Raw genomic sequence first — 11,761 nt, forward strand, 5'->3', positions numbered from 1 at the left:
GCATGGGCAAAAAAGTACACATCATTTGTGGAAAGTGCGGCAGTGACGAGATGAACTTTGTCATCAATGAACACTGTCCAGACGATCCCCAGAATGTTGCCAGTATGTCCTGCTCAAATTGTTGCGAACTGACAGGCATAGCCGAGTGGTCGGAATTTAATGGACGTGAGCTGAAAGGTGAAGCCGTCGCCCTATCAACACCGGCAAACGTGAATGCTCTTCTAGGATTGCTTCGCCAGGCGATGGACAGCGTTGAGTATCGCCTCTATGGCGGGGACATGTCATTGAGCGGTAATGATGCTGCCGAACTCATAGACCTCCAGGAGCGAGCTGAGAAGGTCTTGTCTGTTCTTCGGAGTGATCAGCATGAGTGATTTATACGAACCGCTTGAGTTTGTGTTCTGCGGCTTTAGGAAAGGGGACGCTGGGCTATTTATCTCGGTAGCCACTTTGCGCGATGGTGTTTTAGGCCGTGAGATGTATTTCTCAAAGGGAAAAAGCAAAAGGCGCTGGGTTGTCGGTGGCATTTACTCAGGGGCCTCGTTTTCGGACAACGGAGCAAAAGGTCTGGATGATGCTCATTACGTTAAAGCATGGGAAGTGCAAGGCGACAAGATAGAGTGGCAAGCAAAAAGCGAGCAAGCCGAAGCCTTGGCGCGAAGCGAGAAACTTGAAGCCGACGATAGGAAGCGCAATGAACTCGAAGAGCTGATGCTACCCATCAGGAAGCAATATGGGGCATTAACAAAGCGACGTGATAGGGCAGGGGCCGCAGCTCTTGAAGAAGCTGTCCTGAGAGCGCTGAGAGCGCCCATCAGGAAGGCTGAGGAGAAATAACCGTGGAGCCAGTCTTAGCTAAAGCATTCGCCGGTTTTAAAGTCGTAGCTGTAAGTGCCCATCAGATTGGCTTTTCGGCTTTTCTTGCCATTGGTGTTTGCTGGCGCTTTAGGGGTCGCAAGTACGCCATAGAACAGGATACCAACAAGTGCCGCTTGCCACGCGAAAACAGCAACCAGAATCCAAAAAGCAGCAGCCAGAACCGGCAGTTTGTGCAGAAGGTTGAGCACCGACTTGGCCCAAATCACTGCCGGGATAGCCAGCACTGCGTAACCCCAGTTGGTGGCCTCAAGCATAGCCAGGCCAAGAATAACAACAGCCATCAGCGCGATATTCAGTACATGTTTCATGGTCATCTCTCCTTTTCAACTTACACTTTTATCCTATCACAGCATTAAAAAATGCAACTGTGAAAGGGCATTTTTCATTCAAAAAGAGGTGACACTTTGAGTGCAATTATCAGCAAGTGCGGCATGTACAGATACCGTCTGGAAAGGGATGTGCAACCCGAAGGCCTTGTGTTCGGTTATTTTGGTGTAAACGGCTCTACGGCCACGGCCACCGAGGACGATCACACGGTCAGAAAGTGGATAGGGTTTACCAAGGTCAACGGAGGGAGGCGATTCATAGTCGGTAATGCTTTTGCTTTTCGGGCGACCGACGTTCGAGAGCTGGCTACGGCGGTTGATCCTGTCGGGCCTGAAAATGAAATCCACTTGGAAAGGATTATTCGGGATGCTGATGTCTTGGTGCCCTGCTGGGGGAGCCGAACTAAGCTGCCTAAGTCTTTGCATGTTCATTTGGACAGGCTTTTAGAGCAGCTCGTTGCATCTGGGAAGCCGGTATTGGCATTTGGCGTGACTGGTTCGGGGGACCCGAAGCACCCACTAATGCTTGGATATTCGACAAAACTTGTGCCCTGGGGAGGAAAATAATTATGTCGATGCTTGAAGCACGTTACTTCGTGGCAAAGATAAGCGATGCACAGGCCGTGCTCTGCGATGAGGAGCTGGCGACACTGGAAAGGCTGATCCGGAAGGTTGATGATGGCCGCAGAGCAAATGGCAAGAGCTCGCTTACTTGCGTTGTTGTCGAAGAAGATTGGCCGAACTGGCAGCAAACGGTTGACTCTGTACTTTCACTTGCTGACGGGAAAGACAACGATTGGACCAATGCCACACCAGAACAAATCAAGGCCTTTTGGGTCGATGACTCAGTTTGGAAAACTCTGGATGGCCGGGATAAATGGATTGAAGATCTCGACCTGCTGGTGGACGGTTCCCCGGTGGCTTCTGAGTGGGAACCTTTTGGCTTGGAATCAGGGCAGTCTGTCGTCATACGAGGCGGATGGATAGAAGGGAATGCCTTGAGTGATGATGGCGTACCGCTAGTGCAGGCATTCGTCGCTTGGAAACAGGGCCAAGACAACCACTAAAGGAAAATTACTTCGGAAGGGCGGCTATGGCCGCTTTCTTTTTAATATTTACAGCATCACATAATGATACTATGATGTTGTTAATTTACTTGGGGAGGCGCTTATGCTCACTGCTAAATGTATAGGGTGCGGATGCACCGATGATCACGCTTGTGTTGAAAACGGTCAACCGTGTCACTGGCTTCGCGTGAATAGAGTGGAAGGTATCGGGGTCTGCTCTTCGTGCCCGGATGCTCTCAATCAATTCGCATCGACCAGCCAGGAACAAGCAACTGGACAGGATGACTACCGGAACAGTCCAGAATGGAAGGATTTTTCATCACGCATTGGTAATGCACTATGCGGGGGCCGGAGCAAAGCAAAGTAAGGTAAAAACGGCTATGCCGTTTTTTATTTGTCTATTACGGCATCACATTATAAGCCTGTAAATGCTGAATCTGTAATTGCCCAAAATGGGCGTGAGCAGGGGCGGGGTGTGAGGTCGTTCTAAGGCAAAATACTTTGTACTGGCAGAACAAAGAAAGAATGAACTTTCACATGTGAAAGTTTTTGGGGTACGGGATGGAACAAGCAATTCAAAGTTACTTGGCTGACGACCGGCAATATCAAGACAGGATTACCGCAGCTCTCAGCCAGGTTGAAGAGAAAGGTGCAGAGTACGAAGCTCTTTGCCAACAGCGTGCTCAGTTGGGGATCTGGCAAAAAATTATAACGTTCTGGCAGTTTCGTCGAGACATCGCCGTTATACGTTCAGCACTAAAAGGCCATAACAGCGATTTGCGGTATTTGCGCCGTGGGAGAGACCAGCTCAAAGAGGGATTGGTTTCTCGGGCCGTGAAGCAAGCGATTGACGGTAGCCAGATTCTGGAACGAATCACCCAAGCTCAAGATAGGCTTGACGCCGCATCTCGACTCCACGAGAGCAACAAGCGACTGGTGGACATGGGGCAAAAAGCCTTACGTGAAATCAGTGAGGCCTCTTCCAGTGTTTCATCAGCACAAACAATGGAGGTTCTCGACCTTGTGACTGACAACAAGGGCATTTCCGTCATGTCGTCGATGTCAAACTCCTCGGCCAGCAGTGAAATAGACGATGCGAAGAGAGCTGTGAAAGCCTTCGCAAATGCGCTGGGGGATCATCGTGACATTGTGGGCTCACTGCACCACTCAATGGCAACTGAGTTTATCGATCTGGGTATGGACTTTGCCGGTTTGAATGATGGTTTCGACTTTGGGAGCGTCTTCTCGCTGTTCAGCTTGTCGTCTGCCAGTTCCTCTCTGGACAAAGTAGAGTCTCGCGTTGAATCTCTGATGCCAGATCTAAGACGAGCCGCCTCCAATTCGGCAGCAGAGTATGCCCGTGTTAACGAAGAGTTCTTTGGCCTGAAACAACAGGCCTGTTGCCAAGTGCATGAGTTGCTGGTGACAAATGGTATAGACGTGTCAGTCAAGCGCGTTGAGTCCGCCGTGAACAGCTACAGAGTTGGAAGGTGATATTTACAGCATCATAAAATGAACTTATGATGTGAGGTGATCAACAAGTCGAAATTTATTTAAAGGATAAGCGATGAGCGATATTACACAGCAAATGGACAAACTTGAGATTCCAATCAAGTTGTCCTTTCCAGTCATCAACGTTAGCACTTTTGAGCTGGGCCGCGCAGAGAGCGTTTTCTCTGACATTGCAAAGAAAGTCGGCAAGCACTTTATTGTAATGCCATTCAAGAAGCTGCCTGATCCAGGCACGATGAAGGCAATGGTGGACGAGTCCAAGAAGTCCTCCAAAAACGGAGTTGTCGTGTTCGACACTTTCTTTTTCGACCGCCAACGTGCAAACCCGGAAACACTCCCAGCCCTCAAGTCATCACTGACCTATCTGGAGAATGAGGGGATCAACTACATCATCGCTGGCAAAGACGTCTTCAATGAAGAGTTCGTTTATCACATCGATCTCCCGGCTATGAGCAATCAGGAAATCCTGAAACTGCTCCAGACCTGTGAAGATAACGTGAAAGATGGTGGAGTCTTCGAGAGCAACGAACGTGCTGTCATCGCAAACCACGCCTTGGGCTTGTCACACACCCAGATGAAGAACGTCTTCACCTACTCCGCTTACTTGAAATTCAAGGGTGAAGAATACCTGGGCGAGATCCGAAAAGAAAAAGCTCACATCTTGCGTGATGTCGGCCTCGATGTGCTTGAGGCCATTGATATTGGGAATGTCGGTGGTCTCGAAAACCTCAAGGAGTTCCTCCAGATACGTAAAGCCGGTTGGGACAAAGACCTTCCGGTAAAAGGTGTCCTTCTGGCCGGTGTACCTGGTGGTGGTAAATCGCTGACGGCAAAAGCCGCTGCCGGTGTACTTGGCACTACCTTGGTTCGCCTGGATATGGGCCGTTTCTATAGCAAGTATCTCGGTGAAACCGAGCGCCAGTTCAATCGTGCATTGCAGACCATTGAGCAGATCGCACCCGTTGTTGTGTTGATTGACGAGATGGAGAAGTTTTTTGGTAATGCCGATGGCGAACACGAAGTATCCAAGCGCCTGCTGGGCTCTTTCCTCTACTGGCTTCAAGAGCGCAAGAAGAAGATCTTCATTGTGGCGACGGCCAACCGGGTTCAGTCGCTGCCTCCTGAATTGATGCGAGCTGGCCGCTGGGACCGAGCATTCTTCATTGATCTGCCAAGTGTGGCTGAGCGCCAGAAGATTTTTGAGATCCACCTCGCCAAGCAGAAGGCCAACATCGCCGCGTTCGATATGCCTACGCTACTTCGTACCACCGAGGGATACACCGGGGCAGAGATTGAACAGGCCGTCATTGACGCGATGTATCTGGCGAACGCTCAGGACAAAGAGCTCAACAATGAAGCGCTGGTGGATGCGGTCACTCGCATTACCCCGACCAGTGAAACTCGCCGGGAAGACATCAACCAGATTCGCAGTTTGCGGGATCAAGGCTTCTATCCGGCCAATAACTTCGATGTTCAAGAGCAGAATGGCTCTGGACGCAAACTTGCCATCGAGGACTAAGCGATGGAGTGGATTTTTTGGACTGCTCTTGCTGTGTCATTGATATTCCACTCAGAAGTCAGCGACTTAATCAATGCTCTAGCTGAGTGGGCTAGGGAGCGAGCTGGTGCGGCCAGGAGAGAGCATCAAAACGGCAGAGAGGAGAATTGACCGTTATGTACAAACAAGACATTGAGAAGGGGATTGAGCTGCTCAAGCTGTGCAGCAAACTCCAGTCAGAAAAAGATGGAGTGGATAGACCAGAGCCTCTGGTTATCGACAAGAGTAAGGTGCTGGACCAGTTCGCCCGAGACGTTTCCACATCGATCACCTACATGAGTTCGTTGTTCAAGCTCATCCCCATGATGGAAAACCTTACCGAGCTTGGCCGAAAGCTGGAGAAAGAAGGAAAGATCGAAGTTTCTCTCGGGCAAGACTATTCCATTGCCGCGCTTAACTTTGTTATGTCGGAACACGGCATGACACCCGAAACAACTCAGGAGTGATGAGATGAGCCATATCGTAAAAGGCAAGGTGCAGGTCGCCTACAAAGACAAAGAGCTGCTGTTGAAGGCTCTGGAGGGAGTTGGCGTTGTTGTTGAAAACGAAAAGCTGTACCGCGTGGGCGCTGGCTACACCTTCGAGAAATACCCGATTGTTCTGATCGACCAGAACAACAAGGAGCACCGGATTGGCTACAAGGAAAAAAACGGTGTTTGGGAGCAGTACCAGGAAAACTACGGCTCTTATGGCCGCTGGACGCAGCAGGCAAGCAGCAAGGTGCAGGATCGCTACATTGCCTTCCACTACGAGCAGCAGTTGAAAGAGGAAGGTTTCAGCGTGACGGTGAAGCAGCATCACGATGGCACTTTGGAACTGGAAGCTGAGGAAGCTGTTTGGTAATAGCGCCAAGGCAATCAGATTAGTTGAACTTAACGACGAGGTGACAAAGTGAAAAAGGTAAACATCAAGATCAAGGGCGGCAAGATTGCTGCCGATTTCACGGGGTTTCAGGGTAAGACCTGTGAAGCGCTGGAACAGCGTATTCGCCCGGAAGAGCTCGAAGTCGAAGAAAAAGAGCTGAAACCCGAGTACCACTTCAATGCTGGTCAAACCCAGCACGAAACGGAACAGAACGAATGGTGATGAGAAGGACAGGGCGCGTCCCCCTTCTTTTGCTGGTTGGTCTCATGGTCGCAGCTCCTGCGGCCTTTGCCAGTGACTTTGTGACTGGCGTTATGGTGGGGCAAATGCTCTCAGATGACTCAGGCAGCAAGAAGATAGAGGACACTGGCCCGGAGAGCAAAACGGTCATTGATTACCATGACGGTCAGCCAGTTGTGACCAAAGTGGAGGCCTTCAAAAGCAATAAATGGCGCAAACTGGATGGCCCTCAGGGCGGCTATTTTGTTTGCCCAGGTGAATACCGTAGCTATTCGGGAAGGCTGCGATGCCGTATTCATGATGACGGGTTTAATGGCTTTATGGGCGGTATGACTGATGCTCAGGAGCTGCCGCTCCAAGAAGCTCTGACCAAGTTGGAAGGTAAACCCATCTCCCTGCAAACCATTGAAGTCCACGGCAACAACCTGGCAGTCAAATACCAGTTAGCACCACCAGCACAAACGCACGTCAAAACTCAGGATCTGGGGGTGGTCAAGCAGGATGGTGAAACGCAGAAGGCTGCCAGCCAACAATCAGCGTCATCCATAGTGACTGCACCAAAGAGTGAACCTCCCAAGCAGATTAATGCTGCACAAGACACTGACCGCAATACCAGTGCGTTTCAAAGTCCGTTCGAGGAGGTAAGTGACTCCATGATCGGTCTAATGGATAGCTCTTTCGTCAAAGTCATAGCGGGATTGATGCTGGTGTTTGGGGTTGCTAGTGGAATTATGAGGCAGAGCCCATCAGGAATTGTGATGGGGATAATGCCTGCAATTATGATCATGACCGCGCCAACGGTTATTCGTACCGTATTCGATACAGGCGCGGCCAGTACCAAGCCAGTGGAAGATAGCGGAAGCTCATTTCCTTTCTTCTTGGTGGCAATAGTACCGGTGCTGATTTTCTTTGCCTATAGAGCTTTTATGAATAACCGGAGCGACTCCGAAATTGATGAGTTGTTAAGAGAAGCCCGACGTGCAGAAAGGGCTGAACGACCAAGCAATGAGCCTCCCTCAGTGGATGAACTCCGTGAGCGCCAGCAACAAAACACAGAAAGAGAACCGGTGGTTGTCAGCTCATCAGCTCCGGCACCAAAGGTGCAAAAGGAAGAGCCAATCGAAGTACAGCCAGGCAAGCGCAAAATTATTTTGGATTAGTGGGGTCGGTTATGAGCAAAAAGCGCATCGTAATCAAAAATGGTGAGGTCTGCGGGTTTGCCGATGAGGTTTCCTTCAAAGGCCTTGAAGTGCAGGAATACAGTAAAACAAGGGTTTCGCGCATCGTGCCGACGAGCGGCATTCTAATGATTGCGTTCTATGTTATTCGCGGACTTTGTTCAGACGAGTCAAAGATTGCGGCATGGACTCGTGTTTGGCGTTGCCAGTGGAAGGTGCTGATCGACGGTAAAAGCTATGGCCCATTCAGCAGTCGTGCGGATGCTATCTCGTTCGAGAAGGACGAGATCTACAAACAAGGCAAATTCTTTGCCGATGCCACTCACGAGGCGGCAGTATGATGACACGGGCGGCTATGGCCGCTCTGTTATCCGCGTTGGTAATAGGCCTTGTGTCTGATTTGGCCGCACAAGAGCTGGTGGTAAGCCCGGTGGCTATAGACAAGTCCACTGAGGTGGAGAAAGAAGCTACCTTCCACAACCGCAAGTGGGTGTTAAGGACGGGGCAGGTTAGTGGATTCTTCATCTGCCAAGGAGATAACAAAGACATTTACTACCGGCATGACAGGGTGGGCGCTCACTGCCAGAAGACATCGACTGGGTGGCGCAATGTACTGGGTCTCAGGGACGATGTTCCGGAAGTTGAGCTGAGCGTGTACCTGGGGACCGTTGAAGGTGTCCCCGTGAAAGTCCTTCATCAGGAAGTGTATGGTTACGATCTGAAAGTGCAGTACAAGGTTGCACGTAAAGGGTCAGCAAATGAGTGAGAGTGTGCGTCGGTCAACGCCGATGGTAAAGATTAAAGTCCTGCCGAGTTTCGTAGGGGTTCCCTTCCCGTCGGTGCTACTTATCGTTGCGGGGCTCCTTAATGGCCCTTTGTGGGGCTTTGCCGCATTCGTCTTTCATATCGTCATCAAGCGGTACATCTACAGAGAATACCGGAGGTTGCCATATCCGATGCCAACCGGCTCAAGGCCTATGGATGAGTTGAGCGATCTCCTTGTAAAGGGGATACCGGAGGAATTTTTCCGGCGGCTTGACGCAGCTTGCAGCTCTGATGCGTCAGTACAAATAACCTGCCCAAAGAAATACCGGCTGCTCAAAATGTCGTTGAATCGCTATGCCAACCGCGCTGGTTGTTACCCGCAGTTCCGGGAGGGGGATGAAATAGCGATTGAGGTAACAGAGCAGAGACCAAGAAAAGCAGGAGCAGGGAAGGGCTTTCCAAGTATTCAAGATCTGAAAGCGTCAGAGGGTGTTCTGAGTGAACCGGAGCAGCCTATCGAAATTCAGAAAGATAAGCGCAAGATTATCTTGGATTGAGGTGGGTTGGAATGCGGTCATTTTTATACAGAATATTGCTTCTTTGCTTCGTCATTATCGTCCAGATAGGGCTAATCGCCATTGATGCGAGCCCGTTGGTTGTTGCTATGTTCCTCTCGCTAACAGCTTTAGTCGCTGGGGTCTGGATGGCGTACCTTCATTCCCGATTTTTGATGGCGGTGACTCCAGTAGTTGTCTCTGTGCTAATGGCGACCCTCGCCATGAAAATGTTTGAGCCGAGACTCTTTGTTTCTGCCAGCGAAAAAGGCTGGTTCCCTTTGTCATTGTTCGTCTCGATACCGTTTTACTTCTACTTGAGTTACTTGCTTGAGATAGAGGAGAAGAGACGTACATTCCGGGCCAATGTAATTGGTTTTTTGCGTGGAGTTTCGGAAGAGATCCGTCGTTCAACTAGAGAGCATAACGGCCGTTGGCTTAATGTCCACGCCGAACGTGGCAGAGTCTTACCAGAGCAAGTTCAAGGGCCGCAACGGTCTTGATAAGGTTCTGGGCGACAGTGAAACGACCCGCGTGAAGATTAACTCTGTGATCCTCGATAAACCGCACGGCGTAGCAACGATACGCTTTACTACGGTTCGCCGCGTGCGCAGCAATCCCGTTGATGATCAGCCGCAGCGCTGGATTGCCATTATGGGGTATGAATATAAATCGCTGGCGATGAATGCTGAGCAGCGTTATGTCAACCCGCTGGGTTTCCGCGTGACGAGTTATCGCGTCAACCCTGAAGTTAACTGAGGGCTGCCCCATGAAAAAACTACTTCTTTCAGCAGTCGTTTTGTCAGTCCTGGGAGGCGCGGCCACTAACGTTATGGCGCTTGAGGTTGGCCGCAATTCTCCTTATGACTATCGCATTAAAAGCGTTGTTTATAACCCTGTTAATGTGGTCAAAATTGACGCTATCGCCGGTGTGGCTACCCACATTGTTGTCGCGCCTGACGAAACCTATATCACTCATGCTTTTGGCGATTCTGAAAGCTGGACGTTTGCGCACAAAATGAACCATTTTTTTGTGAAGCCGAAACAGGCCATGAGTGATACCAACCTGGTGATCGTCACCGATAAGCGCACCTATAACATCGTCCTCCATTTCATCGGTGAAGAAACGAAGAAAAATGCAGACGGTACGGTATCAAAATCCTTTATTGAAACGCCGTGGGCTGTGCGCCAGGCCGTTCTTCAGCTGACCTATGAATATCCGTTTGAGCAGCAGGAAAAAGCCAAAAGCGCGGCTGATAAAAAACGCATTACGCAGAAGCTGAAGCAGACGGCTTTTGCGGGGGCGAAGAACTATCAGTACGTAATGAGCGAACAGCCTGAAATGCGCAGCATCCAGCCGGTTCACGTCTGGGATAACTACCGCTTTACCCGGTTTGAGTTTCCGGCCAATGCGGAGTTACCGCAGGTCTACATGATTTCGGCCAGTGGCAAAGAAACGCTGCCTAACTCTCATGTTGTGGGTGAGAACCGCAACATCATCGAGGTGGAAACCGTCGCTAAAGAGTGGCGTATTCGTCTGGGCGATAAAGTCGTTGGCGTTCGTAATAATAATTTCGCGCCGGGCGCCGGTGCGGTAGCAACCGGCACGGCTTCCCCGGATGTGCGCAGGGTTCAAATTGGGGAGGATAACTGATGGCCCGTAAAAGTGTCGATGTAGATCAGGAACTCGATGAAAACACCGGAGACGGTGAATTCGAAAGCGAGCGTGGCGGATTTAAAGGCAGTAACCGCCGTTCGGCTCCTGGTATGAAAGCCTTTGTCATACTGATGGCGCTGCTTGCTTTGGTATTCATCGGGATTACGGTCATGGGTAAAATTCGCACCCCGGCTAAAGCTGAAGCTGATAAAGACGGTGGTAAAGCGCAACAGGCCAATACACTGCCAAACTACAGCTTTAACAGCGATCCTGATGTTAATAAACCTGCAACTGCGCAGAATAGCGCCACTGATGCCCGTGCTGTGCAGGCTGCCGCACAGGCAGATGCAGATGCGGGCAGCAGCAATACCGCCGCGCGTACCTCTAATAAGCGTAAAGAACCTTCGCCTGAAGAACTGGCTATGCAGCGTCGTCTGGGCGGCGAGCTGGCCCAGACTAATCAGGCGGCTACAAGCAATAGTCCCGGAGTGCAGCCCCAGGACAACGAAACAAGCGAAGGTAGTTCAGCACTCGCTAAAAACCTGACTCCTGCAAGGCTGAAGGCTAGCCGCGCTGGAGTCATGGCTAATCCCAGCCTGACTGTTCCGAAAGGCAAAATGATCCCCTGTGGTACCGGCACCGAGCTGGATACCACTGTTCCGGGTCAGGTTTCCTGCCGGGTTTCACAGGACGTTTACTCAGCTGATGGACTCGTTAGGCTGATTGATAAAGGCTCATGGGTTGACGGGCAGATTACCGGTGGTATCAAAGACGGCCAGGCGCGCGTGTTTGTTCTCTGGGAGCGTATCCGCAATGACCAGGACGGGACAATCGTTAATATTGACAGTGCCGGAACGAACTCACTCGGCAGCGCGGGGATTCCGGGCCAGGTGGATACCCATATGTGGGAGCGTCTGCGTGGTGCGATCATGATTTCGTTGTTCTCTGACACCTTAACGGCGCTGGTTAACCAGACGCAGAGTAATAACATTCAGTACAACAGCACAGAAAACAGCGGTGAGCAGCTGGCGTCTGAAGCACTTCGCTCTTACATGTCTATCCCCCCTACCCTCTACGATCAGCAGGGTGATGCGGTGAGCATTTTTGTTGCCCGCGACCTCGATTTCAGCGGCGTTTATACGCTCGCAGACAACTAAAAAA

18 protein-coding genes are annotated in these 11,761 nt (G+C 50.7%); 17 read left to right on the forward strand and 1 reads right to left on the reverse strand.

The features are described from left to right. The first annotated feature begins 2 nt into the window (after positions 1-2). On the forward strand, positions 3-374 hold the full coding sequence (locus GTH24_RS20265) for a hypothetical protein (protein WP_000516916.1): 372 nt from the start codon (positions 3-5) through the stop codon (positions 372-374). Further along, positions 367-837: a hypothetical protein gene (locus tag GTH24_RS20270; RefSeq protein WP_001281821.1), complete on the forward strand. Its 471-nt coding sequence runs from the start codon at positions 367-369 to the stop codon at positions 835-837. Before GTH24_RS20265 ends, GTH24_RS20270 begins: the two co-directional genes overlap by 8 nt. 14 nt (positions 838-851) lie before the next feature. On the opposite strand, the gene GTH24_RS20275 is transcribed toward GTH24_RS20270, so the two are convergent. Continuing rightward, positions 852-1,187: a hypothetical protein gene (locus GTH24_RS20275; protein WP_000683476.1), complete on the reverse strand. Its 336-nt coding sequence runs from the start codon at positions 1,185-1,187 to the stop codon at positions 852-854. A 96-nt stretch (positions 1,188-1,283) separates the two neighbouring features. Here GTH24_RS20275 and GTH24_RS20280 point away from each other — a divergent pair, with 96 nt between their 5' ends. From GTH24_RS20280 to virB10, 15 genes are all read left to right on the forward strand, one after another. Next, a complete protein-coding gene (locus tag GTH24_RS20280; protein ID WP_001273096.1) occupies positions 1,284-1,772 on the forward strand; it encodes a DUF1643 domain-containing protein in 489 nt (162 codons plus the stop codon). A gap of 2 nt (positions 1,773-1,774) precedes the next feature. Then, positions 1,775-2,272: a hypothetical protein gene (locus GTH24_RS20285; protein ID WP_000062185.1), complete on the forward strand. Its 498-nt coding sequence runs from the start codon at positions 1,775-1,777 to the stop codon at positions 2,270-2,272. A gap of 561 nt (positions 2,273-2,833) precedes the next feature. Then, positions 2,834-3,766: a hypothetical protein gene (locus GTH24_RS20295; RefSeq protein ID WP_000434071.1), complete on the forward strand. Its 933-nt coding sequence runs from the start codon at positions 2,834-2,836 to the stop codon at positions 3,764-3,766. 73 nt (positions 3,767-3,839) lie between these two features. Beyond that, positions 3,840-5,303 (forward strand): AAA family ATPase, encoded by a 1,464-nt coding sequence (locus GTH24_RS20300; RefSeq protein WP_001280522.1) that lies wholly within the window; start codon positions 3,840-3,842, stop codon positions 5,301-5,303. A 155-nt stretch (positions 5,304-5,458) separates the two neighbouring features. Beyond that, positions 5,459-5,788: a hypothetical protein gene (locus tag GTH24_RS20310; RefSeq protein WP_000277953.1), complete on the forward strand. Its 330-nt coding sequence runs from the start codon at positions 5,459-5,461 to the stop codon at positions 5,786-5,788. Positions 5,789-5,792: 4 nt separating this feature from the next. Then, positions 5,793-6,185, forward strand: coding sequence for a hypothetical protein (locus GTH24_RS22015; protein ID WP_000018404.1), 393 nt, complete (start codon positions 5,793-5,795; stop codon positions 6,183-6,185). Positions 6,186-6,233: 48 nt separating this feature from the next. Beyond that, positions 6,234-6,428 (forward strand): DUF2997 domain-containing protein, encoded by a 195-nt coding sequence (locus GTH24_RS22020; RefSeq protein ID WP_000757530.1) that lies wholly within the window; start codon positions 6,234-6,236, stop codon positions 6,426-6,428. A 44-nt stretch (positions 6,429-6,472) separates the two neighbouring features. After that, a complete protein-coding gene (locus GTH24_RS22025; RefSeq protein WP_000225028.1) occupies positions 6,473-7,606 on the forward strand; it encodes a hypothetical protein in 1,134 nt (377 codons plus the stop codon). Positions 7,607-7,617: 11 nt separating this feature from the next. After that, complete coding sequence (locus GTH24_RS20330; protein WP_000039129.1) at positions 7,618-7,965, forward strand: hypothetical protein; 348 nt, start codon at positions 7,618-7,620, stop codon at positions 7,963-7,965. After that, positions 7,962-8,390, forward strand: a complete 429-nt coding sequence (locus GTH24_RS20335; RefSeq protein WP_014342202.1) for a hypothetical protein — start codon at positions 7,962-7,964, stop codon at positions 8,388-8,390. The genes GTH24_RS20330 and GTH24_RS20335 overlap by 4 nt, the downstream gene beginning before the upstream one ends. Beyond that, positions 8,383-8,946: a hypothetical protein gene (locus GTH24_RS20340; protein ID WP_000004673.1), complete on the forward strand. Its 564-nt coding sequence runs from the start codon at positions 8,383-8,385 to the stop codon at positions 8,944-8,946. The genes GTH24_RS20335 and GTH24_RS20340 overlap by 8 nt, the downstream gene beginning before the upstream one ends. Before the next feature lie 11 nt (positions 8,947-8,957). After that, positions 8,958-9,446: a hypothetical protein gene (locus tag GTH24_RS22030; protein ID WP_001256127.1), complete on the forward strand. Its 489-nt coding sequence runs from the start codon at positions 8,958-8,960 to the stop codon at positions 9,444-9,446. Beyond that, a complete protein-coding gene (locus tag GTH24_RS20345; RefSeq protein WP_011742556.1) occupies positions 9,385-9,702 on the forward strand; it encodes a type IV secretion system protein in 318 nt (105 codons plus the stop codon). Before GTH24_RS22030 ends, GTH24_RS20345 begins: the two co-directional genes overlap by 62 nt. 10 nt (positions 9,703-9,712) lie before the next feature. Then, positions 9,713-10,597, forward strand: a complete 885-nt coding sequence (locus GTH24_RS20350; protein WP_000735066.1) for a TrbG/VirB9 family P-type conjugative transfer protein — start codon at positions 9,713-9,715, stop codon at positions 10,595-10,597. Beyond that, entirely contained in the window at positions 10,597-11,757 is a 1,161-nt protein-coding gene (virB10, locus tag GTH24_RS20355) for a type IV secretion system protein VirB10 (RefSeq protein WP_000101710.1), read from the forward strand. Before GTH24_RS20350 ends, virB10 begins: the two co-directional genes overlap by 1 nt. The last annotated feature ends 4 nt before the right edge of the window (positions 11,758-11,761 follow it).

The organism is Proteus vulgaris, assembly GCF_011045815.1.
Classification (GTDB): domain Bacteria; phylum Pseudomonadota; class Gammaproteobacteria; order Enterobacterales; family Enterobacteriaceae; genus Proteus; species Proteus vulgaris_B.

Coding starts and splice junctions, on each gene's coding strand:
- GTH24_RS20265 (WP_000516916.1), top strand. CDS start 3: ATGGGCAAAAAAGTACACATCATTTGTGGAAAGTGCGGCAGTGACGAG.
- GTH24_RS20270 (WP_001281821.1), top strand. CDS start 367: ATGAGTGATTTATACGAACCGCTTGAGTTTGTGTTCTGCGGCTTTAGG.
- GTH24_RS20275 (WP_000683476.1), bottom strand. CDS start 1,187: ATGAAACATGTACTGAATATCGCGCTGATGGCTGTTGTTATTCTTGGC.
- GTH24_RS20285 (WP_000062185.1), top strand. CDS start 1,775: ATGTCGATGCTTGAAGCACGTTACTTCGTGGCAAAGATAAGCGATGCA.
- GTH24_RS20295 (WP_000434071.1), top strand. CDS start 2,834: ATGGAACAAGCAATTCAAAGTTACTTGGCTGACGACCGGCAATATCAA.
- GTH24_RS20300 (WP_001280522.1), top strand. CDS start 3,840: ATGAGCGATATTACACAGCAAATGGACAAACTTGAGATTCCAATCAAG.
- GTH24_RS20310 (WP_000277953.1), top strand. CDS start 5,459: ATGTACAAACAAGACATTGAGAAGGGGATTGAGCTGCTCAAGCTGTGC.
- GTH24_RS22015 (WP_000018404.1), top strand. CDS start 5,793: ATGAGCCATATCGTAAAAGGCAAGGTGCAGGTCGCCTACAAAGACAAA.
- GTH24_RS22025 (WP_000225028.1), top strand. CDS start 6,473: ATGGTCGCAGCTCCTGCGGCCTTTGCCAGTGACTTTGTGACTGGCGTT.
- GTH24_RS20330 (WP_000039129.1), top strand. CDS start 7,618: ATGAGCAAAAAGCGCATCGTAATCAAAAATGGTGAGGTCTGCGGGTTT.
- GTH24_RS20335 (WP_014342202.1), top strand. CDS start 7,962: ATGATGACACGGGCGGCTATGGCCGCTCTGTTATCCGCGTTGGTAATA.
- GTH24_RS20340 (WP_000004673.1), top strand. CDS start 8,383: ATGAGTGAGAGTGTGCGTCGGTCAACGCCGATGGTAAAGATTAAAGTC.
- GTH24_RS22030 (WP_001256127.1), top strand. CDS start 8,958: ATGCGGTCATTTTTATACAGAATATTGCTTCTTTGCTTCGTCATTATC.
- GTH24_RS20345 (WP_011742556.1), top strand. CDS start 9,385: ATGTCCACGCCGAACGTGGCAGAGTCTTACCAGAGCAAGTTCAAGGGC.
- GTH24_RS20350 (WP_000735066.1), top strand. CDS start 9,713: ATGAAAAAACTACTTCTTTCAGCAGTCGTTTTGTCAGTCCTGGGAGGC.
- virB10 (WP_000101710.1), top strand. CDS start 10,597: ATGGCCCGTAAAAGTGTCGATGTAGATCAGGAACTCGATGAAAACACC.